Below are 24,435 nucleotides of genomic sequence, written 5' to 3' on the forward strand. Positions count from 1 at the left end.
CGGGTCGAACGAAAGGACAACCGTGAGCGAGCTCGACACCCGCATCGCCGTCATCGGCCTCGCGGTACGGCTCCCGGGCGCCGAGGACGCCGTCGACCTGGCGGCCCTCCTCGGCCGCGACGGGGTCGAGGTCGGCGAGGTCCCGCCGAGCCGGTGGGCCCGCGAACTGTACCGGGGCGAGGGAACCCACCAGGGAACGCACCACCGCGGCGCGTTCCTGGTGGACCCGTTCTCCTTCGACCACGAGGCGTTCGGCTTGACGGCCGACGACGCCGTGTTCCTCGACCCCCAGCAGCGGGTGATGCTGGAGGTCGGCGCCCGTGCCCTGGAAGACGCCGGCTACCTGGGGGTGCGCCGCAGGCTCGACGCGGGCGTGTTCGTCGGCGCGCGCATGAACGGGTACGGATTCGACCGGGGCCGGGGGCTGGTTCCGCCCGGTACGCCGGGCTCCGCCGGCGAGCCCGGGCCCGCCGCCCTGTGGGGGCGGTCGCAGAACTTCACCGCGGCCTGGCTGTCCGACCGCTTCGACCTGGCGGGCCCGAGCCTGGTGGTCGACACCGCCTGCTCGTCCTCGCTGTCGGCGGTCTGGCTCGCCTGCCAGAGCCTGGCGGCCGGGACCTGCGAACTCGCCCTGGTCGGCGCGGTGGACCTGCTCATCGACCCGCTGACGTTCGTCCTCCTCTCCCGTACCGGGGCGCTCTCCCCGGACGGGCTGTGCCACACCTTCGACAGCAGGGCCAACGGCTATGTGCCCGGGGAGGGAGCCGCCGCCCTGGTGCTGAAGCCGATGCCGGCGGCGCTGGCCGACGGCGACGTGATCCTCGGAGCGATCAGCGGGGTCGCGGTCAACAACGACGGGCGCACCATGGGCGTCACCACACCCAGCCTGGAGGCCCAGATCGATCTGCTGGGCAAGGCCTACCGGACGATCGACCCGGCCACCGTCCAGTACGTGGAGGCGCACGGCACCGGCACCGCCATCGGCGACCCGATCGAAGTGCGGGCGCTCACCGAGGTGTTCGCCCGGCACGGTGTCCCGCGGAACTCCGTCGCGCTCGGCTCGATCAAGCGCCGGATCGGCCACCTGCACTCGGCATCGGGCCTCGCCGGACTCGCCAAGATCATCCTCGCGCTCCGCGAGGGCACCGTCCCGGCCGTGGCGGTGGACTCGCCCAACCCGCGCCTCAACCTCGCCGACAGCCCCTTCCACCTGCCCGACACCGCCCACCCGTGGCCGGGCGCGCCCGTGCGCCGGGCCGCCGTGAGCGGATTCGGATTCGGCGGCACCAACGCCCACGTCGTGGTCGAGGCCGTCCCCCGCCCGGCCGGAGCCCCCGCCGGACCGCCGGTGACCGACCTGCTGAACCAGCCGGTCCACGTGCTGCCGCTGTCCGCTGACAGTCCGTACGCACTGCGCGAACTGGTCGCGCAGTGGCTGGAGTTCCTGCCGTCACTGGTGGACGAGCCCGGCGCTGTCGGCGACGCGTGCGCCACGGCCCGGCTGGCACGAGCGCACCGCGCGCAGCGGACGGCCGTCGTCGGAGCGGACGCGGATCAACTCGCCGCAGCTCTGCGCGCATGGCTCCTGACGCCCGCCGCCCCACCCGCCCACGTCGGCCCTCCCCACACCGTCGTCTCGATACGGCCGGAGGCCGCCGCGGCCCCGCCCGCGTGGCTGTTCGCCCTCGACCGTTCCACGCCGGCCGTACACGAGGTCGTCGGCCTGTTCGAGGCGGCCACCGGCACCCCGCCGGCCGAGTTCTCCGGCGAACTGCTGCGGATCCTGTCCGCGGTCGCCCTCGCGATCACCCTGCGCGAGCGCGGAGTGCCCGAGGAGGCCCTGGACCTGCCTCCGGGCTGGGAGGCGGTCGGGGACTTCACCTGGGGCCGCGTTCCGTTGGAGCGGGCCCTGGCCGACGTCCTGCGAGGAGCCGCCGACCCGTCCCACGACACCCGGGGCGGCGGCCCCGCCGGCCACGACCTCGTCGAACGGCTGGCCGGGGCCCGCGACGAACGGGAGGTCGACCTGGTACTCGCCACGATCGCCGCGGAGCTCTTCCGAGCGGGCCGGGACATCGACTGGGAGGCGGCCCGGCAGGCCACCGGCACGGCGTGGACCAAGCGGCTGCTGCCCCACGCCCAACCGCGCGGCCGGGCCCTGAACCTGGCCGAGCCCCTGCGCTCCGCCGAACCCGGGACGCCCGCGCAGCTGGTGTCGGACGAGGGGGCGGCCGGCTACACCTACGCCCGCGTCTTCGGCCCGGCCGAGGCACCCATCGCCCAGCACGCCGTGTACCGCACGCTCATGCTCCCGGGCGTGGCCTGGTTCGATTTCCTGCGCGAGGGCGCCGCCCTGCGCGGCGAACCCTTCCACGGGGCCCGCGACGTCCTCTTCCACCGCCCGCTCATCGCGTCCGGTGCCCGCCGGGTCATCGGCCGGGTCGCCGCCGACGGACGGTTCCGGATCGAGGACGCCGAGAGCGGAGAGCCCTACGTCACCGGCCGGCTCGCCACCGCGCAACCGTCCGAGCCGCCGCTCCCCGTCCCCCTCGCCGCCCTCCTGGCCGACTGCGCCCGCTCCACCGTGCACGCGGGTTCCGGCCTCTACCGGTGGCTCCGCCGGATCGGCTACCACCACGGCCGGTACTACCGGAACATCTCCTGGGTGGCGAGCCTCCCCGACGGCGGCACGCTCGCCCGGATCGAGGGTCACCGACAGCGGGAGATGAACCGACCCGACGTGCACCTGTTCCCCGGACTCCTGGACAGCGTGACGGTCGCGGCGATCGACCCCGCGAACCCGGTGTTCGGCGCGGCGGACGCCACCGCGTTCATCCCGCTCTCGGTGGGCCGACTGGACGTCCTGGGACCACTGGACGAGGCCGCCTACGTACGGACCGAGATCGCCTTCTGGAACGACGAGGCCTGCCGGGTCACCCAGACCGTCACCGACGAGGCGGGCACCCCCCTGTTGGTCTTCGGCGACATGTCGTCCAAGCGGGTCCCCGTCGAGGCCTTCACCGCGGGCGAGCCGCCCGCGCCGGTCGAGTCCCCGGCGCCGATCGCGGCGCGGACGCCCGCGCCGGTCGAGTCCCCGGCACCGATCGCAGCGCTGCCGCCCGCGCCCGCTCCGACCCCCGCTCGCCCCGTGGCCCCGCCAGTACCCGCGGCGCCCACCGCCTCCAGGCCCGTACGGGCGCTCGCCTGGTTCCTGGCGCTGACGGGCACCCCCGAGGAACACGCCGACACGGAGTTCCTGTCCGCCGGCTTCGACTCGGTCGGCCTGGTCACACTGAGCGAGCGCATCTCCCAGGAGCACGGCCTGTCCCTGTACCCGACGGTCTTCTTCGAGTACCCGACACCGCGGCAGTTCGCCGAGTTCCTCGCGGAGGAGGCACCGGCGCTCGTGGACACGCAGGCGGCGCCGACCGCTCCGCCCCCCGTGGCCGCTCCGGATCCCGAGGCGACTCCGGAGGCGGTCGCGAAGACCTCCGCGGCGACCGCGCAACCCGAAGTCCCGGCCGCACCGAAGGAACACGCGCCGTCGGGGCACGCCCCGACGGCGCGGGCCACCGCCACCGTCACCGCCACACCGCGCCCGGTCGCAGTCGACGCCGCCGGCCACGCGGAGGCGCGCTCCGAGGCAGTCCCGGCCTCGCGGCCGCGCGACATCGCCGTCGTGGGCGCCGCGATCCGGCTGCCCACCGCCGGTTCCCTGGCCGCCTTCGCCGAACTGCTCGTCGAAGGCCGGGACACGGTCCGCCCGCTGCCCGAAGGGCGATGGCAGAAGACGGAAGGGCCGGTCCCGCACGCCTCGTTCCTGGACCGCGTGGACGAGTTCGACCCCGCTCCCTTCCGGATCTCGGCCCGCGAAGCCCCCCTCATCGATCCGCAGGCACGCATCGTCTACGAGACGATCTGGGAAGCCCTGGAGGACGGCGGCCGGATCGGCACCCGCGCCCACGGCAGCACCGGTCTGTGGATCGCCTACAGCCACGACCACTACCACGAGGAGCGCGTGCGCCACGGCGTGGCCGACGGCCGAGGCCTCGGCCTGGAGGCGATGATCGCCAATCGGTTGTCGTACCTGATGGACTGGCACGGCCCGAGCGGACTCGTCAACACCCTCTGCTCCTCCTCGCTGGTCGCCCTGCACTCGGCACTCCAGCACCTGCGCACCGGTGACATCGACACGGCGGTGATCGGAGCCGTGCACGCCGGCATCAGCCCGGAGTACTTCCGGTCGATGGGCGACCTCATGGCCCTGTCACCCCGGCACCGCAGCCGCGCCTTCGACAGCACCGCCGACGGCTTCGTCCCCGGAGAAGGAGCCGTTGCCGTCGTCCTGCGAAGGTACGACGACGCCGTGCGCGACGGCGACCGGATCCGGGGCGTGGTCAAGGGCGCGGCCGTCAACCACGGCGGACGCACCAGCCGCTACTCAGCACCCAGCCCGCGAGCCCAATCCGACGTCATCACCGCGGCGTTGCGGGACGCGGGGGTGTCGGTGGAGTCGATCGGTCTGGTGGAGGCGCACGGGACGGGGACGGGGCTGGGTGATCCGATCGAGGTGGAGGGGTTGACCCGTGCGTGGCGTGGAGTCACGGACAGGTCGCAGTTCTGTGCGATCGGCTCCCTGAAGGGGAACGTCGGCCATCTGGAGCCGGCGGCGGGGCTCGCGGGCCTGGTGAAGGTGCTCCTCGCGATGGAGCACGGGATGGTTCCACCGTCACTGCACGTGGTGCGGCCCAACGACCACATTCGCTTCGAGGAGACCCCGTTCTATCTGGCCGACCGTGCGGTGGAGTGGCCGCGCGACGGCGGTCCCCGGCGGGCGGCGGTGAGTGCCTTCGGCATGGGTGGCGTGAATGCCCATGTGATCGTCGAGGAGCCTCCTGTTCCGTCGATGCGTGAGGTGCCGGTTCAGGATTCGTTCGTCGTGCGGGTGAGTGGGGCTGACGAGTCGGCGTTGCGGTCGCTGGCGGGTGTGTATGCGGGTGAGTTGGTGGGTGCTTCTGCTGAGGTGTTGGGGGATTTCGCTTTCTCGGCGAATGTAGGTCGTGCGGGGCATCGTTTTCGTGCGGTGGTGGCTGGTGTTGATTCGGGTGCGGTGGTGGCTGGTTTGCGGGATGTGGTGGGGGGTCGGGCCGCTGTTTCTCGTAAGGGGGGTGTTGCGGTTCCGAATGTGTTCATGTTCACGGGTCAGGGTTCGCAGTATGTGGGTATGGGGCGGGGTTTGTATGTGACGGAGCCGGTGTTTCGGGCTGCGTTGGATGAGTGTGCGGAGTTGTTGGTGGGGCATTTGGATGTGCCTTTGTTGGATGTGTTGTTCGGTGGTGTGGGTGGGGGGTTGGATCGGACGCGGTATGCGCAGGTGGGGATTGTTTCGGTGCAGGTGGGGTTGGTGCGTTGGTTGGAGTCGGTGGGGGTTCGTGCGGATGCGGTGGTGGGTCACAGTCTGGGTGAGTTGACGGCTGCGTGGGCTTCGGGTGTGTTGGGGTTGGCGGATCTGTTGCGGTTGACGGTGTTGCGTGGGGAGTTGATGGAGGGGCAGCCGGGTCGGGGTGCGATGGCTGTGGTGCATGGGGATGTGGGGGTTGTGGTGGAGGCTCTGGTTGGGTTTCCGGGGGTGGAGGTGGCGGCTTTCAATGGGCCGCGGGTGGTGACGGTTTCGGGGCCGGCGGATTCGGTGGCGGCGTTCTGTTCGGGGTCGGGTTTGCGGACTTCTCCGTTGGTGGTGAGTCATGCGTTTCATTCGGTTCTGATGGAGGGTGCGGTGGGGCCTTTTGTGGAGGCGGTGGCGGGTGTGGGGTTGTCGGCTCCGGTGATCGGGTTTGTGTCGTCGGTGTCGGGTGGTTGGCATTCGGCGGGTTCGGTGGGGGATCCGGGGTATTGGGGTCGGGCGATTCGTGAGCCGGTTCGTTTTGGTGAGGCGGTGGCGACGGTGTCGGGGTTGGGTGCGGGGGTGGTGTGGGAGGTTGGTTCGCATCCGCAGTTGACGTCGTTGGCTCGTGCTTCGTGGGGTGGTGCGCAGCCGGTGTGGTTGAGCACGTTGCGGCGGGATCGGGTGGATCAGGTCGAGGTGCATGGGGCGTTGGCGGCGTATGTGAACGCGACGTCGGCGGATCTGGACTGGTCGGGGGTTCATGCCGGGAAGGGGCAACGGACGATCACCCTTCCCACCTACCCCTTCAACCGGCAGCGGTTCTGGATATCCGCCGGCCCGCACGCCACGACGAACCCGCACGCCACGACGAACCCGCACGCCACGACGAACCCGCACGGCACGACGAGTACGAACATCGAGAACGAGACGAAGAGGCACCGGAACCATGGCTAGCGAATACGGACTGAAGCGACACTTCAACGGCGAAGCGGCACGCCTGATCGGCGGCAAGATCCGCACCGTCCACCCCGCATTCGATGTGGAGGGCTACGCCGCAGAGGTCGAGGCCCACATCCCCGACAAGGAACTGAAGGACCGGGTCCTCGTCCTGGCAGAAGGGCTGCGGACCCGTCTGCCCGCGGAGTACCCCGACGCCCTGCCGATCCTCCTGTCCGTTCTCGGCGACGAACTGGCCGAGGGCGAGGGCATGTTCAACACCAGCTGGTTCCTCATGCCGGTCGCCCGCTTCGTCGAGGAGTACGGCCTGGACCACCCCGACGCGTCACTGGACGCCATCGAGGAGATCACCAAGCGGCACACGGGCGAATACGCGATCCGGCCCTACGTCGAACAGCACTACGCGCTGACCATGGAACGCGTCGCGCAATGGGCCCAGAGCCCCAGCCACAACGTACGGCGGCTGGCGACCGAAGGCATCCGCTCCCGGCTGCCCTGGGCCCGAACCCTGACCGTGTTCGTCAAGGACCCGCTGCCGGTCCTGGACATCCTCGAACCGCTGCGCAGCGACTCCTCCGAGTACGTGCGGAAGTCCGTCGCCAACAACCTCAACGACATCTCCAAGGACAGCCCCGACCTCGCCCTCGCGACCGCGCTCCGCTGGCTGGAGGAGAGCCCCACCCCCGAGACCAACTGGATCGTCAAGCACGGGCTGCGCACCCTCGTGAAGAAGGGCGACCAACAGGCCCTCGCCATCCTCGGGGCCACGGGCGGCGAGCACGTCAAGGTGCCCCGGCTGCGGATCACCCCCGGGGCCGTGACCATCGGGGACACCCTCGTCATCGACTTCGACATCGAGAACACCGACGACCGGCCGCACAGCATCGCCGTCGACTACGTGGTGCACCACGTGCGCAAGAACGGGCGCAGCATCCCGAAGGTCTTCAAGCTGACCACCATCGAACTCGGCCCCGGCGAACGGCGGTCCCTGGAGAAGACACACACCATCAAGGAGATCCAGACGCGCCGCTACTACACGGGCGAGCACACCGTCGACATCCAGGTGAACGGACTCGCCCTGGCCACCGGACGATTCGACCTCCAGACGTGAGCGGCGTCGGAACACACCTCAGCGCCGCCGATCCGCTCGTTTCCGACCACCGGATCGGCGGCACCCCGGTCGTCCCCGCCGCCGCGCAGATCGACGCCGTACTGTCGGCCTGCGACATCGGGCGCCCCGACTGCCGCTGGGAGTTGGAGCGGATCGCCTTCCGGACACCCCTGCTCGTCACGGGAGCCGTGGCCGAGATCGAGGTCCGCACGGCGGAGGACGGCCGGTGCGCCCTGCGCTCCGTGCCGCCCGGAAGCGACGGCGTACCGGTCGAGCACAGCACCGCCCGGGCCACCGGCAGCCCGCTGCCGCCGCCCCGCTACGTCGACGTGGCGGCGCTGCGCGCCGGCTGCACGGAGCAGGTGCCGTTGTCGGACGTGGCCGCGTGGCGTGAGGCGAGCGGGATCGCCTACGGGCCGGCGTACCGGGCGATCCGGTCGGCGCACCGGGGCCCGGGCCGGATGCTGTTGATGCTCCGGGCCGCGGAGGACCCGAACGCGACGGCGGCGCCCCCCTTCGTGCCGCCGCCGCTGCTCGACGGCGTCTTCCAGGCGCTCGGCATGCTCGACGCCGGTGCGGCCGGGGCGTGCCTGCCCTGGTACATCGGCCGGCTGGAGGCCCGCCGCCGCGTGTCCGGCACGGTGATCGCCCTGGTGGAACGGGACGAGCCGACCGCCGCCGAGGGCGCGGGGGGCGTCGTACGAGGGCGTGCCCTGGTCTGCAACCAGCAGGGGGAGGTCCTGCTGGAACTGGACCGCATCACCCTCAAGGCCGCCCGGCTCGCGGAGCCCCCGGAGCCCCCGGAGCTCCCGGAGTCCACGGCGACGGCCACCCCCGCCATTGCGGCCACTCCTGCCACGTCGGCCGCCGCACCCGCCCGGCGGGTCGAACCGGGGCAGGCGCCACCCTCGACCGCCGCGATCCCCTCGACCGCTGCGATCGAGACCCTCGTCTGGCACCGGGCGGACCCGGCTCCGGGACACGCGCCCGCGGTCGAAGGCCCCGTGCTGGTCGTGTCCGCCCACGCCCCCCGTCCCCCGGCGGGCCGGGACGTCCTGCACCTGACACCGGAGCAGTTCGCCGCAGGAGGCCTGGAGACCCTGCCGGCGGACACCGCCTTACGGGACGTGGTGTACGTGGCGCCGCGCGGGCTCACCGGCGAGGCACAGGTCACGCAGGCGCTGCGGGAGGTCTTCGCGCTGGTGCGCCGGATCCTGGCCCGTCCGCCGACGCCCTCCTTGCTGATCGTCACCACCGCCGCCCACCAGGTGACGACACAGGACATCGTCGACCCCTTCATGACCGCTCTGTGGGGTCTCGGGCGCACCCTGCGGGTCGAGCATCCCCGCAGCACGATCCGCCTGCTCGACTTCGACCCTCAAGCCGACTTCGACCCTCAAGTCGACTTCGACCCTCAAGCCGACCTCGACCCTCAAGCCGACTTCGACCCTCACGCCGACCTCGACCCCGGCGAGCCCGCCGGCCCGCAGGGCGACGGTTCCGGCACCCTGTGGGAGGCGCTGGGTCAGGACCGGCCGGAACTCGCCCGGCGCGGCAACGCCTGGTACGAACCGTTCTTACGGCCGCACCCGCCGACGGACGCCACCGACGAGGCGCGCCACCGAGGCGGCCGCTTCCTGATCACCGGCGGCATGGGCGGCATCGGCCTGAGTGTCGCGGAGTACCTCTCCGAGGCGGGCTGCGCCCATCTCACACTGGTCGGGCGGACCGTCCCCGACAGGGGAGAGGCCCGGGAGCGCCTCGACAGGCTGGCGGAGCGCTGTGACCTGGACATCATCGCGGCGGACGTCCGCACGTTGGGGGAGGCACTGTCCGAAGCCCCGCGCTACGACGGGGTGTTCCACGCCGCCGGAGTCCTGCGCGACGGCCTGGCACGCGGATTGACGTCGGATCAGATAGATGCCGTCCTCGGACCCAAGATCGGCGGCGCGCACGCACTCGCCGACCTGGTGTCCGGGTACGAACAACCCGCGTTCGTCGCCCTGTTCTCCTCGGTGGCGGCGGTACGGGCGAACCTCGGCCAGAGCGCCTACGCCGCGGCCAACGCCTACCTGGACGGCTACGCCGCCCGCCAACGCGCCGAGGGCCGGCCCTGGTACAGCCTCGGCTGGGGCCTGTGGACCGTCGGCATGGGCGAGTCCATCGCCCCCAAAGCCGCCGCGCACGGAGTCCCCGCCCTCACCGCGGGCGACGGCATCGGCCTCCTCCGCACGGCCCTGGGGCAGCCGCCCGCGCACTACGTCCTGTCCGCCGCCGCGAAAGCGAAGGATGCACCCATGACTGCTGTCACGCCCGAAACCGGACTGTGGCCGTCGCTGACCCACGCGATCGGCAGAGTCCTGCTCGTCGACAACGTGGCCGCCGAGGACGACCTGCTGGAGCTGGGCCTCGACTCGATGATGGCGGTCGAGCTGGCCGCGACGCTCGCCGCCGACGGGTTCGAAATCGACCCGATGGTGTTCTTCGAGCGCACCAACGTCGGCGCGCTGTTCACCCACCTCGAATCGCTCCCGCGCAGCCTCCCCTCCCCGGCCTCCGCCCCAGCACCCACCCATCCCCCCACCCCCGCCCCGCTCCGTGAGGTGCGCGCGCCGGCCCCGGCGGACAGGTCACGCGGCGCGATACAGCAGGCGCAACCGCAGCCGCAGCAGCCGCACCAGAACCAGCAGCCGCAGCCGGCCGCGACGGAGCGGGCCGCCGGTGCCTCCTTCGTCCCCGACTGGGACCGCTTCAGGGACGTGCCGCACGCCCCGCCCACCCCGGCGGCGACGCCGGCCCCCGTCCTGCCCCGGGCCCCCGAGCCCCCGGCCCCCGCAGCCGTCCCCGCCCCGGGAGCCGACCGCATACCGCGCCGCACCCTGCCCGGCCGGTTGGCCGACGCGCCCCACGGCAGGTTCCTCGACCGCCGCATCGACGCCCTGTCGGCGGAGGACCGTCTGATCGTCGCCAAGGACGAGTACTTCTACGAGCCCGTGATCGAGGAGGCCAAGGGATCCCGGATCAAGTTCGACGGCCGGTGGTTCCTGAACTTCGCCTCCTACAGCTACCTCGGCCTCATCGGTCACGACTACATCGACGACCAGGTCCTGCGCGCCGTCGAGCGCCACGGCACCGGCGCGCACGGGGTACGGCTCCTGGCCGGCACCCTGCACCTGCACCGGGAGCTGGAACTCGCCCTCGCCCGTTTCCTGGGCACCGAGGACGCCATCGTCTTCTCCAGCGGCTACATGGCGAACGTGGCGACGGTCGGCGCCCTCGTCGGCCCCGGCGACCTCGTCATCGGCGACGTCTACAACCACGCCAGCATCCTGGACGGCTACCGGCTGTCCGGCGCGTCGGTCATCACCTACGCCCACAACGACCTCGCCGACCTGGAACGCGCCCTGCGCAAGGTGGGCGACGCGGGCCGGCTGGTCGTCACCGACGCCGTGTTCAGCATGGACGGAGACGTGGCCGACCTGCCCGGCATCGTGGAACTGTGCGAGCGTCACGACGCCCCGCTGATGGTCGACGAGGCGCACAGCCTGGGGGTTCTCGGAGACACCGGCCGCGGCATCACCGAGCACTTCGGCATCGACCCGGCGCGGGTCGACGTCAAGATGGGCACGCTCTCCAAGACGGTGCCCAGCGCGGGCGGATATGTCGCCGGGTCCAGGGACCTGGTCTTCGCGCTGAAGAACAACGCCCGCGGCTGGATGTTCTCGGCCGCCGCGACCCCCGCCCAGGTGGCGGCGGCCAAGGCCGCGATCGAGGTGATGGCGGCCGCCCCGTCCCTCACCCGGCAACTGCGGGCGAAGACGACCCGGTACCGCGAGCGGCTGCGCGCCCTGGGCTTCGACACCCTGGCCAGTGAGACGCCGGTGGTGCCGATCATCTGCGCGAGCGCCGACCAGGCGGGGGAAATGGCGAGGCTCTGCCAGCTCGACGGGCTCTTCGTACAGCCGATCGTCTACCCGGCCGTGCCGCGGACGCTGCCCCGGCTGCGGACCATCGTCAACCTCAGCCACTCCGACGCCGACCTGGACGCGGCCGTCGTGACGTTGGAGAAGGCCGGCCGTGCCTGTGGCCTCGTCCACTGAGCACTGACCGGTCGGAGCGCGCCACAGGACCGACGAGAACAGGACCGACGAGAACAGGACCGACGAGAACAGGACCGACGCACCACCACCGTGCGCCCATCACCGCACGGCAACCAAGGGGGGAATCGAACATGACCGATGTCGACACCACTGCGTTCTTCGGGGCCGTTCTGAAGACCATCGCCTCGACCCGCAACCACGGAACCGACCAGACGGAGTTCGTGTCGGGCGTGGTGGAGCCCACCGCGCGGATCCGTGCGTTCGAGAAGGAGGTCGGTGAACGGCGGCTGACCTCGACCGAGGCCGGGGAGGTGCTCGGTCTGTTGGAGACGACGCTGCGCACCAAGCGCACCCCGGACGAGGAGCGCGAGTACTACTTCCAGTACATCGAGAAGGTCGCCGGCATCAGCCGGGCCTCGCTGGGCGTGTCCGGCTGGTGAACACCTCCCGCCTCGCGTGGTACAGCCACGAGATCTGTTTCTGGCACGACCCCGGCCCCGGGTCGGGGTACGTGCCCGTCGGACCGGGCGTCGAGCCGCTGCGCCAGTTCGCGGTCGACCCCGACCTCCGGCGTGCCGAGGGGCTGGTCAAGGCGTCCGGGGTGATGGACCGGTTCACCGGCCTCACCCCGACGCCCGCCTCCGACGAGGACCTGCTGCTCGTGCACGTACCCGAACACATCGAGCGGGTCGAGGCGGCCTCGGCGGCCGGCGCGGGTGACGCCGGCGTGTACGCCCACGTCAACTACCACAGCGCGCAGGCCGCGAGGCTCGCCGTCGGGGCCTGCGTGCAGGCCGCCACCGGCGTGATGGAGGGCCGGTTCGACCGGGCGTACTGCCTGGTGCGGCCGCCCGGCCACCACGCCGAGCCGGACCGGGCCATGGCGCTGTGCCTGTACAACAACCTGGCGGTGGCCGCCCGTGCCGCCCAGCGACACGGCGCGCGCCGCGTGCTGATCCTCGACTGGGACGTCCACCACGGCAACGGCATCCAACGGACCTTCTACGAGGACCCCGACGTGCTGTACGTGTCGGTGCACCAGGAGGGGCTGTTCCCGGCGGCGTCCGGTCTCGTGCTGGAGACCGGTGCGGGCGAGGGGGCGGGCACCACGCTCAACGTGCCGCTGCCCGCCGGCTCGGGTCACGGCGCCTACCTCGCCGTGACGGACCGGATCGTGGCACCGGCGGCCCGCGCCTTCGGCCCCGATCTGATCCTGGTGGCGGCGGGCGTCGACGCGAGCGGCCACGATCCGATGGGCCGGATGCTGTGCACCAGCCGCACCTTCCACGCCATGACGTCGGCGATGTGCCGGCTCGCGGACGAACTGACCGGCGGCAGGATCGTCTTCGCCCACGAGGGCGGCTACTCGGCGTGGTACCAGCCGATGCTGGTGTTGGGCACGGCCTGCGCGGTGGCCGGCCTGCCGGCTCCCCAGGACCCGTTCCTGCACTCCCTCGAACACCTTCCCGGCCAGCGCCTCCAGCGTCACCAGGACCGGGTGATCACCCACCTGGAGGAGCACCACCCGCTGCTGGCCGGCGCGGCACCCGCGGCGGGCCGATCCGGTGCCTCCGGGCGGCCCGCGCTCGTGGACGGGGGGCCGTGATGAGCGGCTGGTGGATGACGGTGGGCAACGGTGCGCGACGGCCGGCCGGCGCCGGCCCGAGGCCCGGGCCCCGGGTCCGTCCGCGGTTCCGGATCGTGGCGCTCCCGCACGCCGGCGGGTGGCCGTCCGCCTTCCGTTCCTGGTGGCAGGTGCTGCCCGAGGACGTCGAGTGCGTCGTCGCCCAACTGCCGGGTCGCGGCGCGCGCATCAACGAGCCGCCGCTGACCCGCGTCAAGCCGCTGGTCGACGCCCTCGGTCGGGACCTCGCGGAGCTGGAGCCGCTGCCGTACGCGGTCATCGGGCACAGCTTCGGCAGCGTGCTCGGATACGAACTCACCCGCTTCATGGAACAGAAGGGACTGCCTCCCACCCTGCTGGCCGTGTCGGCGCGCCAGCCGCCGTGCTTCCCCGGCGAGCCGCCGTTCGCCCACCTCCGCGGCGACGCGGAGCTGCTGGAGCACCTGACCGACATCGGCGGGATGTCCCCGGGACTGATGGACCGCGCCGACCTGATGCGGTCGTCGCTCCGCGCGATCCGGGCCGACCTGGAGGCCATGGAGACCTACCGCCGGCCGCTGTCCGGCACCGGCGTCCCCATCCTGGCGCTCGGTGCGGTGGACGACCCCGTCGTCATCGACGACCGGATGCACCTGTGGGCGCTGGAGACCTCGGGCGGCTTCGACCGACAGAGCTTCACCGGCGGCCACTTCTACCTCTACACCCCCGCCAACGCGGCGGCCATCGCCGCCCGTCTGGTGCCCGGCCCCGACGACCCCCGGTCGGATCCGCTCCTCCCACACCCCCTCGCCCGATGACCGCGTCGGGCATCGAACAGCACCACCCCCGAAAGGAACCGAATGAGTACCACCGCCGACACCACCGAACAGGCCGGACCCCGTGAGTGGTTGGGCCTGGCCGTACTGGCGCTGCCGACACTGCTGCTGTCCATCGATGTGAGCGTGCTGCACCTGGCCGTACCGCACATCAGCGAGGGCCTGGACCCCTCCGCCGCCCAGATGCTGTGGATCATCGACATCTACGGGTTCCTGATCGCCGGCTTCCTGGTGACCATGGGAACCCTGGGCGACCGCATCGGCCGCCGGAAGCTGCTTCTGATCGGTGCCGCCGCGTTCGGCGTCGCTTCCCTGGCCGCCGTCTTCGCCGACAGCCCGGCCATGCTGATCGCGGCGCGGGCGGCGATGGGCATCGCCGGAGCCACGCTGATGCCCTCGACCCTCGCCCTGATCATCAACATGTTCCGCGACGGGCGGCAGCGCGGCGTGGCCATCGCCGTCTGGGTCACCATGTTCTCCGTGGGCATCGCGCTCGGCCCGGTGGTCGGCGGAGCCATGCTGGAGTACTTCTGGTGGGGTTCGGTCTTCCTGCTCGGCGTGCCCATCATGGGCCTGCTGCTGGTGGCGGGCCCGATCCTGCTGCCGGAATACCGGGACGAGGACGCGGGACGGCTTGACCTGACCAGCGTGGCGCTGTCGCTCGCCGCCATCCTCCCGATCATCTACGGACTGAAGGAGATCGCCAACGACGGGGTCGGCCCGATCCCGATCCTGGCGCTCGTCGCGGGCCTGGTCGTCGGTGTCCTGTTCGTCCGTCGGCAGCGCACGCTGGCGAGCCCGCTGCTGGACCTCGAGCTGTTCGGGAACCGCACGTTCCGCACGGCGCTGATCACGCTGCTGCTCAGCATGCTCGTGGCGGGTGGAACGTACCTGACGGTGACGCAGTACCTCCAGCTGGTCGGCGGACTCTCCCCGATGAAGGCCGGCCTGTACCTGCTGCCCGCGGCCTTCGCGCTGATCGTGACGGCCGTCGTGTCCCCGATGGCGGCGAGCAGGTTCCGTCCGGCGTACGTCGTCGCCGCCGGATTGGCCGTGTCGGGCATCGGCCACCTCATGCTGAGCCTGGCCGACAGTTCGTCGGGCGTCGCCCAGGTGGTGACGGGCTTCGCCTTCGTCTACGCCGGAGGCGGCCCGCTCATCGCCCTGGGTACGGACATCGTCGTCGGCTCGGCCCGACCGGAGCAGGCCGGATCGGCCGCGGCCATCTCGGAGACCAGCACCGAACTCGGCATGGCGCTCGGCGTGGCCCTGCTGGGCAGTCTCGGGACCGCCGTGTACCGCAGCGGGGTGGAGATCCCCGCGGGGGTGCCGGAGGGCGCCGGTGACACGCTCGCCGGGGCGGTCGAGGCGGCGCGGCCCCTGTCCTCGGAGGTGGCGACGGCCCTGCTCGACTCGGCGCGTGCGGCGTTCACCGACGGCATGAACATCATCGGCGGTATCGGGGTGTTCGTGGCGCTCGCCTCGGCCGTGCTGGTGGCCGCGGTCATCAAGCTCCCGGCCACGGGCGGTGATTCCGCCGATTCCGACGGTTCGGCCGACGGCGTCGTGAACGCCGCCGCCGTGGAGGGATAGCGCGTCCCGCCCGTGCCCGCCGGCGCGGGCGGACACCGATGGAGTGTGGCCCCGTGTCGCGGACGCGGGGCCTCACCGCTCACGCCCCGGGGACGGACCCGTCCTCGTAGCAGGCGGCGTAGGAGGCCGTGGGTGCGATGGGTGTGATGACATCGATCAACACGCCGTCCGGAGCCGCCACGATGAAGTGCCGTTGACCGAACGCCTCATTCCGCAGCGGCAGTTCCAACTTCAGGCCGGCGCCCGTGACGAGTCGCGCGTACTCGGCGTCCACATCGGCCACCTCGAAGTTGAGGAGCAGCCCCCCGGCCGGCCGGCGGAAGGCTTCCGGTACCGTCTCGTGCCCCGCGGCGACCAGGGCGAGTTCGTGGTGCGGCGGCTCCGGCTGCCGCAGACTGACGTACCAGTCGCTCGTGTAGGTCGTCTCGAACCCGAACAGGGTGCGGTAGAACGCCACGGACTCGACGAGCCGCTCGGTGCAGAGCACGGGATAGAAGCCGGTCAGGGTGGAAGACGTCATCACAACACCGTTCTGAGGCGGGCATACGGTCATTTCCTCATAACGAGGAATGGTCCGGGGCGTCACGTCCGCCGTGTCGAAGGCAGGCGGACATGACAGCACGGGCGGACAAGGCGGCAACGGAACGTCCGGTGCGCGAGGCGCGGGTATGGGTGGTGCGGCGCGAACCCCCGTGGGGGGAGGAGCGCTCGCTCTCCCTGCTCGACGCGGGGGAGAGGGCGAAGGCGGACTCCTTCACCCGCCGGCGCGACCGGTCGATGTACCTGGCGGCGCACGCCGGGCTGCGGCTGGTGTTGGGCGAGAGGCTCGGGCTCCACCCCCGCGACCTCCGGTTCGGCCGGGACCCGTGCGCGCACTGCGGCGGGGAGCACGGCCGGCCGGTCCTCCTGGGCGGCCCGGACGACCCGCACTTCTCCCTCTCCCACTGCGCGGGCATCACGCTCGTCGCCGTCGCCGACGCGCCCGTCGGCGTCGACGCGGAACCACTGCCCGGCCGCCGGACGGTCGAACTGTGCCTGGCGCGGCTGCATCCGCGGGAGCGGGGCGAGTTGCTCCGCACCCCCTGGGCGGAACGGCCCCTGCGCTTCTGCCGGTTGTGGACACGCAAGGAGGCCTACCTGAAGGCACTGGGAACCGGGCTCAGCCGGGCACTGGACCGCGACTACCTGGGAGACGGGGAAGCGGGGCGGCCCGCGGGCTGGACCGTCGCCCAGCTGTCCTGCGGCCCCCAGGACAGCACGCATGCCGCGGCGTTGGCCGTTCCCGCAGGGGTACGGGTGCCCGTCGAACCGTGCGAACTGAACTGGTCGGCGTACGGGCATGTCCCGGGCCGCGGACCCTCGTTGGGGTAGGGGAGCCACGTTGACATTCCAACGGTATGTCATTAGGTTCAGTTCGCATACCGTTGGTACGTGAGTGGAGATGGCACCCCATGCTGATCAGCTTCTGTCCGGTGATCTGCACCTCGCGGCCAGTGGAATCCCGCACGTTCTACCGCAGGCTGTTCGGCTTCACCGTCACCCACGCGACCGAATGGTACGCCGGCCTCGGTCGGCCCGGGCGACACCACGAACTCGCTCTCGTCGACCACGGCCACCCCGCACTGCCCGAGGCGTTGCGCACGCCTATGCGCGCGGTGCGGATCACCCTGGAGGTGGACGACCGGGCAGGGGAGTGGGAGCGACTCGCCACCCTCGGTGCGCGGAGGTGCCCGGAGCGCGGACACCTTGTCGTCAAGGATCCCAACGGGGTCTGGATCGACGTCGTCCCACCGAACTGACCGGTCACAGGCCGCGGGGGCGGCTCGTCGAAGGGGGAGACCGCGCCGTGCCCGGAAGAACCGATCCCGATGCGGCGGTCGCGATCATGCGCGCCGCCGGACTCGAACCCCTGGAGCCCTACCCCGGGTCGAACACGGCCTGGAGGTGCCGCTGTCTGAAGAGCGCCCACATGGTCGCGCCCACCCTCGGCTCGGTGCGCTCCGGCCTCACCTCCGGGTGCCGCCGGTGCGGCCGGGCCGCCGCCGACGAGCGACGACTGGCCGCCGGTCGCGAACGAGCCGAGACGGACATGCGCGGCGCGGGGTTCGAGCCCCTGGACCCCTATCCGGGCGCGGGCGCGCGATGGCGCTGCCGCCACCTCGCCTGCGGGCGGGTCGTCCACCCGCGGCTGTTCAGGATACGGGCGGGCGGCGGCTGTCAGGTCTGTGCCGGGCGCGCACCGGTGGATCCGGCGGTCGCCGAAGCGGACATGCTCGCCATCGGCATGCAGCCGCTGGAACCCTTTCCGGGCCGGGTGCGCGACCCGTGGAAGTGCCGGTGCCTGAAGTGCGGCCACATCGGGGCGCCGGCCCTCAACAACGTGCGGGGCGGACAGGGCGGTTGCTTGAACTGCGCGAGGCGCGCCCGGTAGGTCGGCGTCGGGGGTGGCGCGACGGCCGGGCCGCGCGGGCCCGTTCGCGGCCGGCGTGCGTGCCCTGCTCGCCTCGCGCGGAGCCCATCCGCGGGTCACCTCGCGCGGAGTGCCTCCAGCATCCGCGCCAGCGCCTGCCGCGTGTCGGTGAGATCGGCGGACTCCTCCGACGCGGCCAGCCACAACACCGCCTCGTTCATGGCCCCCGAGAGCAGATGCATGAGCGGCGCGACCGGCTGTGCGGGGATGGTGCCCTCGTGGATGAGGAGGGTGAGCGCCTCGGTCAGGTGGCGGCCCGAAGTGGCCTCGTTCATGGCCCTCCACTCCCTCCAGCCGAGCACGGCCGGCCCGTCGACCAGCATGATGCGCTGGAGCGCGGGATCGGTGGAGGCGCTGATGAACGCCTGGCAGCCGAAGGCCAGTTGATCCCAGGCTTCCTCCTGGGCGTCCGCCGTCGCCGCGATGTGCGCGGCGACCTCCTGCTGTACCTGCTCCAACACGGCCCGGAACAAGTCGGCCTTGCTCTCGAAGTGGTGGTACAGCGCGCCCTTGGTCACCCCGGCGGCCCGGACGATCTCCGACAGGCCCACGGACGCGTAACCCAAGGTGGAGAAGAGGCGCCGACTCTCCCGCAGCAAGGTGAGCCGCGTCTGCTCCCGCTGCTGCGCCCGAACCCCGCTCGTCATCGCCACGACCCCCGTCTTCGGCCATTTGAAGCCACGTGCACACGGTACTTCGCCGCCGCGGGCGCGAGCGACCGGTGTGCGCCCGTGACTCTCTCCGCCCGGTGGGTGCGCCAAGGGCCACCGGCGTGGCGGCTCGTTGGATCCGCCCCGCCCACCGTGGGGCGGCCGAAAGTTGACACTCTCCACAGGTGCGAATTAGGTTCAGCATGCTTCATGAAGTGAACTATGAAGAATCTCAAGCATCTCACGGTCGGGCAGTACCACCCGAGGAAAGGCGCGGGGCATGAACCCAGCCCAGCACACGGCAGCCGTCGCCACGGAGGCCGCCGCGTTCGTCGCCACCGTCACGGCGGCCGACCTCTCCACCCCGGTGCCGACCTGCCCCGGCTGGACGCTCGGGGACCTCACGCGGCACGTCGGAAGCGTGCACCGCTGGTTCGCCGAGCTGCTGCGCCGGCGCGTCCAGCAACCGCCGACAAGCCGTGAGGTGGACCTGCGCCTGCCCGAGCACCCCGACGCCCTGCCGGACTGGCTGGCCGCGAGCGCGGCGGAGGCCGCCGAGGTGTTCGCCGCCACCGACCTGGACGCACCGATGTGGGCCTGGGGAGTCGACCAGCACGCCCGGTTCTGGGTCCGGCGCATGCTCTTCGAGACCCTCGTCCACCGGGTCGACGCCGAACTCGCACTCGGCCTCTCCCCGCACGTGGACCACGCCCCGGCCGTCGACGGCATCGACGAGTTCCTCACCAACCTGCCGTTCGCCGACCCCTTCGCACCCCTGACGGCCCGACTGCGCGCCCCTGACCGGACCCTCCGCTTCAGCTGCACGGACGGCGACGGCGACTGGCTGGTCCGTCTGCGCCCGGACGGCTTCGCCCTCCTGGCCGACCACGCCGAGCCCCGCGCGGCGGACGCCACGGTCCGCGGATCCGCCGCCGACCTCCTGCTGCTCCTCTACGGGCGCCTGGACCATCGCGGCGACGCCTTCCAGCTGCTCGGCGACGCCGACCTGACCGCCCACTGGTTCGCCCACTCGGCCTTCTAGGTCCCTCGCCCCGGGCCGTCACCCGGGCACCATCGCCGCGCTCCCTCGCCGGGGGCTCCCGGCGCGGACGTGCGGATCATCGTCTGGCCCGGCGGCGGGCGATGATCAGGCCGAGCACCACGCCCACGAGCAGCGTCACCGTGAGGACGGCCCAGAGGGGGATCGTGACCGTGGGGATCCACATCCTGACGGTGACGGATCCGGTATTGGCCGCGATGAACCAGATCGCGAGGGCCACCAGGAGGACGAAGCCGAGGGTGCGCAACCGCAGGTCCCGCCCCTTGACGGTCAGCGTGGGCGGACCGTGTGACGTGCCGCTTTTCCGCGTCATGGGTCCAGTATCGGGCCATGTGTCCGGTTGATCGACCGGACGCCCGCGAGCGCGGGGCGGCGCGAACTTCGCCCGGGCCCTATCGTGGGGATCACCGAGGGTGGCCGGTGCTGAGGCGGGCTGGGCATGACGGATCCGGAGATCGACTACGCGGCGGTGTTCCAGACGCTGCCCGGCATGGTGGCGCTGCTGAGCCCCGACCTGGTGTTCCTGGACGCGAACGAGGAGTTCCTGCGTACCTCCGGTCGCACCCGCGAGCAGGTGGTCGGCGGCTATCTGTTCGACGCGTTCCCCGACAACCCGAACGACGTCGGCGCCAGCGGCGTCCGCAACCTGCACGCCTCGCTCCGGCGGGTCCTCGCCACCGGTGAGCGCGACACCATGGCCCTGCAACGCTACGACGTGGAGTCCACGGAGCGGCCCGGCGAGTGGCAGGAACGCTACTGGAGCCCGGTCAACGCCCCGGTCCTCGACTCCGACGGCCGGGTCGTCCTGATCGTGCACCGGGTGGCGGAGGTCACCGAGCTCATCGTGGCCCGCGGCGCCCCCGACGGCAGCCGGGCCCGGGTCCTGGAAGCCGAGCTCTACACCCGTGCCCGTGAACTGCAGGAGGTCAACGATCGCCTGCGCCAGGCCCACAACCGTGAACGCGAGGTCGCCCTCGCCCTCCAGGAGGCGATGCTGCCCGCCCCCGGGGACATCGGCCACCACCGCGCCGCCGTCCGCTACCGGCCCGCCGTCGGGGCCCTCAACGTCTGCGGCGACTGGTACGACCTCGTGGACCTGCCCGGAGACCGCATCGCGGTGGCCGTCGGTGACGTCGTCGGCCACGGCCTGCACGCCGCCGGCGTCATGGGCCTGCTCCGCAGTGCCCTCAGCGCCGCCTCCCTCGTCGCCGACGGGCCCGCCCGAGCCCTGGAGGTCCTCGGGCTGTACGCCCGCTCCGTCCAGGGCGCCGAGAACACCACCGCCGTCGAGACCTACATCGACTGGGACACCCACACCCTCGCCTACAGCAGCGCCGGCCACCTCCCGCCCGCCCTGCTCCACCTCCGCGGCGGCGTCGAGTTCCTCGACCAGGCCACCGACCCCCCGCTCGGCGCCCGCCCGGAACACGTCGCACGCCCCCAGGCCGCCACCGGCTTCACCGAGGGCGACACCCTCGTCCTCTACACCGACGGACTCGTCGAGCGTCGCCGGGAGGACATCGACGTCGGCCTCGCCCGCCTCACCCGGGCCCTCACCCGCCACCGGGGAAGCGCCCCCGAGGCCCTCGCCGACGCCATCCTCCTCGACCTCCTCCCGCCCGGGGGCTCCACCGACGACACCGCCCTCCTCGTCGTGCGACTCTGAACGCGTCGCCGTCGCACGGCGGTGACGAGCCGCCCGGGATCCGCCGCCGCGACGCGGTCGCCGCCGCGCGGCGCGGTTCTCACCAGGTGACGGGCAGTGACCGCAGACCGCTGAAGAACTCCTTGGAGCGCCATCGCAGTTCCTCCTCCGGTACGGCCGTCCGCAGACCCGGCAGACGCGCCGTCACCCGCTCCAGGACCGTCTGGAGTTCGAGGCGGGCCAGGTGGGCACCCAGGCAGTAGTGGATCCCGTGGCCGAAGCTGATGTGCGGGGCGCCCGGCCGGTCGAGGACGATGCGGTCCGGGGACGGGAAGACCGCGGGGTCGTGATTGGCGGCCGCCTGGGAGACGACGACCGACTCACCGGCACGGACCAGGACACCACCCAGCTCCACGTCCTCGCCGGCGTAGCGGGGCAGGGTCAGGCCGTTGAGCAGGGGGACGAGACGCAGGAGTTCCTCGACGGCGCGGGGGATCAGGTCGGGCCGCTCGCGGACGGCCGCCAGTACCTCGGCGCCGCCGACCTCCCCCGGGAGCAACAGGACCGCGAAGAAGTTGGCGATCTGGTTGGTGGTGGTGACGAAGCCGCCGATGAGGACCTCGTTCAGCAACCCCGCCAGTTCGTCCGCCGTCAGGACCCCCTCGTCGGCGGCCCGGACCAGGACGCTGATCAGGTCGTCCGCGGGGGTGCGCCGGCGCGCCTCGATCCAGTCGTCCATGCGGGCGAAGAACTCCTTGGCGTGCCGCTGCACGACATCGGGAGTCACGCTGCCGGAACACACCGTGTCCGCCCAGGTGCGCACGCCCGGCTGGTCGTCCTCCGGTACCCCCGCGAGTTCGCAGATCAGGGTCATGGGCAGCGGGAAGGCGAGGTCCTCCACGAGGTCGGCGGGCGGACCGGCCGCCACCATCCGGTCGAGCAGCCCGTCCACGACCCCGCGGACATGGTCGCGGAGCGGCTCGATGCGCCGGGCGGTGAACTCCTTCGCCAGCAGTGCCCGCAGCCGGGTGTGGCGAGGGGCGTCGAGGGCGATGAGGCCCCCGCCGGCCCGGGGCATGGGGCCGATGCGGGGCTGGTCGCGACGCACGGCCTCCGCGAGACTGAACCGGGGGTCCGACAGGACGGCGCGCACGTCCTCGTAGCTGGTGGCGAGCCAGGCGTCGTCCCCGTACGGCAGCCGGACCCGGACGGGTGGCCGGTCGCGCAGCCGCCGGTAGCCGTCGGGCAGGCCGAGCCCTTCGCCGGCCCAGAACGGGTACGCGAGAGGCTCGGGGGAGGTGCCCGGGGCGGGGCGGAAACGCGGGGGCGGGGGCACGGTCACGGAGGCGCCTTTCTCAGCGGTGCGGGCCGACTGGGATGTCGACATGGGTCGGCAGGGGGGCACTGGTGTCGACGGAGGCGGTGAAGCCGATGCCGTCGTCCCGGCAGATGAACTGCATGACCTGACGTCCGGCGGCGGCCGCGCGGATCAGACCGCCGGTGGTGGCCCACACCCCGGAGAGGTAGAAGTTCTCCAGGCCGGGCAGGACCGGTCCGTTCTTCTTGACGAGTTCCTCCATCGCCTCGCCGCTCTCCACGAAGGGCTGCCAGCCGAGGAAGGTGCCCTCGAAACTGCCGGTGTAGCGGATCTGGGTCAGGGGGGTACAGGTGTCGCGCACCGCGACGGAGTCCCTCAGCCCCGGATGGAGCTCGTCGAGGAAGTCGACGACGGCGTCCCTCGTCCGCCGCTTCGCGAGGGCGTAGGCCTTGCCGCGCCGGACCGGGAGGGTGTGGAGCTCCGTTCCCCTGCGCGCACGGCTGAGCCGCTCCGGTCCTTCGGCCAGCTCGCGCCAGGGCGCGGTGTCGGAGAAGTAGGTGGCGTAGATGACGCTGGTGTCCCGGGGCGACAGCTCGGGATAGAAACGGCTGCGGAACTGGACGTTGAGGCTGGGGTGCCGGATGCCGGTCAGCCGGGAGGCCGTCGCCTCGTCCAGCAGGTGGGTGGTGGTGGGGTCGGCGTCGGGGAACGGGCGGCGCAGGCCGAGGAAGACGCTGGTGTAGCCGGGGAAGACCATGCCGGGCCGGTGCAGGGTCTCCCGGTACAGGGTGGCGTACTCGCCTTCCAGGTAGCGGCCGTCGAGCAGGTCGAGGAGGGTCGTGGGGCCGTCGCAGGCCGAGACGACGATGTCGGCGTAGTGCTCCTGACCGTCGGAGAGGCGCACGCCGACGGCCCGGTCGTCCTTGACCAGGATCTCCTCGACCATGGCGTTGTAGGTGATCTCGCCGCCGAGGCTCAGGTAGCGCTGCTCGATGGAGCGCGCCAGGCCCAGCGAGCCGCCCTCGGGAACCCCGGCCGAGCGGTGGGCCTGTGCGGCCATCTGGAAGTAGAACGGCAGGACGGGGAAGCCCGGGTGCCTCTCGTAGAGGATGTAGTTGAAGGCGTCCCTCAGCAGCGGGTCCTTGAAGCGGGTCGAGTACTCCGTCATCAGCACGGACATGGACGTGCGGAAGAGGTTGAAGTAGGGGAGGAACCCGGCGAGCATCCGCCAGCGCTCCCGGCGGCTCATCAGCGCCACCGGTTTGAGGAAGGGGTACGTCGGCAGGCAGGCGATGAACTTGCGCAGGCCCGCGCAGAAGGACCGGATGGCGCGGGCGTCGGCCGGGGACAGGGACAGCAGGTGGCTTTCCAGCCGCTCGGGGTCGCAGTAGAAGTAGACGGTGCGGCCGTCCCTGCCCCGCACGGTGTTGAACACGTCGAAGTGGCGCATCTCCTTTCCCTGGAGCGCTCCGAGTTCGAGCCAGATCTGGTGCATCTCGTTGCCCGGGCCGTTGCCGAGCAGCCAGCTGATGCAGGCGTCGAAGGTGAACTCGCCGCGGCCCCATCCGGTGCAGCAGCCCCCCGGAATCTCGTGCATCTCGAAGATCCGGGTGCGATAGCCGTTCATCCGGCCGTACGCGCCGGTGGAGAGACCACCGAGACCCCCACCGATGATGATCATGCTCTTTCTGCGTGTCGTGGTCGTG

At 71.9% G+C, this 24,435-nt stretch carries 17 protein-coding genes; 12 read left to right on the plus strand and 5 right to left on the minus strand.

The genetic code is table 11. The annotated features are described in order from the left end of the window. Positions 1 to 22: 22 nt before the first annotated feature. From OHA84_RS31770 to OHA84_RS31800, 7 genes are all read left to right on the plus strand, one after another. A complete protein-coding gene (locus tag OHA84_RS31770) occupies positions 23 to 6,340 on the plus strand; it encodes a type I polyketide synthase (RefSeq protein WP_266968476.1) in 6,318 nt (2,105 codons plus the stop codon). Beyond that, on the plus strand, positions 6,333 to 7,454 hold the full coding sequence (locus OHA84_RS31775) for a DNA alkylation repair protein (RefSeq protein ID WP_266968475.1): 1,122 nt from the start codon (positions 6,333 to 6,335) through the stop codon (positions 7,452 to 7,454). The genes OHA84_RS31770 and OHA84_RS31775 overlap by 8 nt, the downstream gene beginning before the upstream one ends. After that, positions 7,451 to 11,554 carry an aminotransferase class I/II-fold pyridoxal phosphate-dependent enzyme gene (locus OHA84_RS31780; protein WP_266968474.1) on the plus strand — a complete coding sequence of 1,368 codons (4,104 nt, stop codon included), beginning with the start codon at positions 7,451 to 7,453 and terminating at the stop codon, positions 11,552 to 11,554. Before OHA84_RS31775 ends, OHA84_RS31780 begins: the two co-directional genes overlap by 4 nt. Before the next feature lie 131 nt (positions 11,555 to 11,685). Then, positions 11,686 to 11,994, plus strand: a complete 309-nt coding sequence (locus tag OHA84_RS31785; RefSeq protein ID WP_266968473.1) for a hypothetical protein — start codon at positions 11,686 to 11,688, stop codon at positions 11,992 to 11,994. Next, positions 11,991 to 13,160 (plus strand): class II histone deacetylase, encoded by a 1,170-nt coding sequence (locus OHA84_RS31790; protein WP_266968471.1) that lies wholly within the window; start codon positions 11,991 to 11,993, stop codon positions 13,158 to 13,160. Before OHA84_RS31785 ends, OHA84_RS31790 begins: the two co-directional genes overlap by 4 nt. Positions 13,161 to 13,255: 95 nt before the next feature. Then, a complete protein-coding gene (locus OHA84_RS31795; RefSeq protein ID WP_266953365.1) occupies positions 13,256 to 13,975 on the plus strand; it encodes a thioesterase II family protein in 720 nt (239 codons plus the stop codon). Positions 13,976 to 14,017: 42 nt separating this feature from the next. Next, positions 14,018 to 15,586, plus strand: a complete 1,569-nt coding sequence (locus OHA84_RS31800; protein ID WP_266953367.1) for an MFS transporter — start codon at positions 14,018 to 14,020, stop codon at positions 15,584 to 15,586. 79 nt (positions 15,587 to 15,665) lie between these two features. On the opposite strand, the gene OHA84_RS31805 is transcribed toward OHA84_RS31800, so the two are convergent. Next, on the minus strand, positions 15,666 to 16,106 hold the full coding sequence (locus OHA84_RS31805) for a VOC family protein (RefSeq protein ID WP_266953369.1): 441 nt from the start codon (positions 16,104 to 16,106) through the stop codon (positions 15,666 to 15,668). 92 nt (positions 16,107 to 16,198) lie between these two features. Here OHA84_RS31805 and OHA84_RS31810 point away from each other — a divergent pair, with 92 nt between their 5' ends. The 3 genes from OHA84_RS31810 (at position 16,199) to OHA84_RS31820 (ending at position 18,017) form a co-directional block, all read left to right on the plus strand. Next, entirely contained in the window at positions 16,199 to 16,957 is a 759-nt protein-coding gene (locus OHA84_RS31810) for a 4'-phosphopantetheinyl transferase superfamily protein (protein ID WP_266968470.1), read from the plus strand. Between the two features lie 80 nt (positions 16,958 to 17,037). Continuing rightward, on the plus strand, positions 17,038 to 17,385 hold the full coding sequence (locus OHA84_RS31815; protein ID WP_266953373.1) for a VOC family protein: 348 nt from the start codon (positions 17,038 to 17,040) through the stop codon (positions 17,383 to 17,385). Positions 17,386 to 17,432: 47 nt separating this feature from the next. After that, entirely contained in the window at positions 17,433 to 18,017 is a 585-nt protein-coding gene (locus OHA84_RS31820; protein WP_266968469.1) for a hypothetical protein, read from the plus strand. Between the two features lie 95 nt (positions 18,018 to 18,112). Here OHA84_RS31820 and OHA84_RS31825 read toward each other — a convergent pair whose 3' ends face one another. After that, entirely contained in the window at positions 18,113 to 18,703 is a 591-nt protein-coding gene (locus tag OHA84_RS31825; protein ID WP_266953433.1) for a TetR/AcrR family transcriptional regulator, read from the minus strand. Positions 18,704 to 18,986: 283 nt separating this feature from the next. Between OHA84_RS31825 and OHA84_RS31830 the strand changes: the two genes are divergently transcribed. After that, positions 18,987 to 19,748, plus strand: a complete 762-nt coding sequence (locus tag OHA84_RS31830) for a maleylpyruvate isomerase family mycothiol-dependent enzyme (RefSeq protein ID WP_266968467.1) — start codon at positions 18,987 to 18,989, stop codon at positions 19,746 to 19,748. 76 nt (positions 19,749 to 19,824) lie between these two features. Here OHA84_RS31830 and OHA84_RS31835 read toward each other — a convergent pair whose 3' ends face one another. After that, positions 19,825 to 20,079, minus strand: coding sequence for a LapA family protein (locus OHA84_RS31835; protein WP_266968465.1), 255 nt, complete (start codon positions 20,077 to 20,079; stop codon positions 19,825 to 19,827). Positions 20,080 to 20,205: 126 nt separating this feature from the next. On the opposite strand from OHA84_RS31835, the gene OHA84_RS31840 reads away from it, so the two are divergent. Next, positions 20,206 to 21,432, plus strand: a complete 1,227-nt coding sequence (locus OHA84_RS31840; protein WP_266968463.1) for a PP2C family protein-serine/threonine phosphatase — start codon at positions 20,206 to 20,208, stop codon at positions 21,430 to 21,432. A 79-nt stretch (positions 21,433 to 21,511) separates the two neighbouring features. On the opposite strand, the gene OHA84_RS31845 is transcribed toward OHA84_RS31840, so the two are convergent. Both OHA84_RS31845 and OHA84_RS31850 read right to left on the minus strand, forming a co-directional pair. After that, positions 21,512 to 22,753 (minus strand): cytochrome P450, encoded by a 1,242-nt coding sequence (locus OHA84_RS31845; protein ID WP_266953381.1) that lies wholly within the window; start codon positions 22,751 to 22,753, stop codon positions 21,512 to 21,514. A gap of 13 nt (positions 22,754 to 22,766) precedes the next feature. Beyond that, entirely contained in the window at positions 22,767 to 24,410 is a 1,644-nt protein-coding gene (locus OHA84_RS31850; protein ID WP_266953435.1) for an NAD(P)/FAD-dependent oxidoreductase, read from the minus strand. Between the last annotated feature and the right edge of the window lie 25 nt (positions 24,411 to 24,435).

The organism is Streptomyces sp. NBC_00513, from assembly GCF_041431415.1.
In the GTDB taxonomy this organism is placed as follows: Bacteria; Actinomycetota; Actinomycetes; order Streptomycetales; family Streptomycetaceae; genus Streptomyces.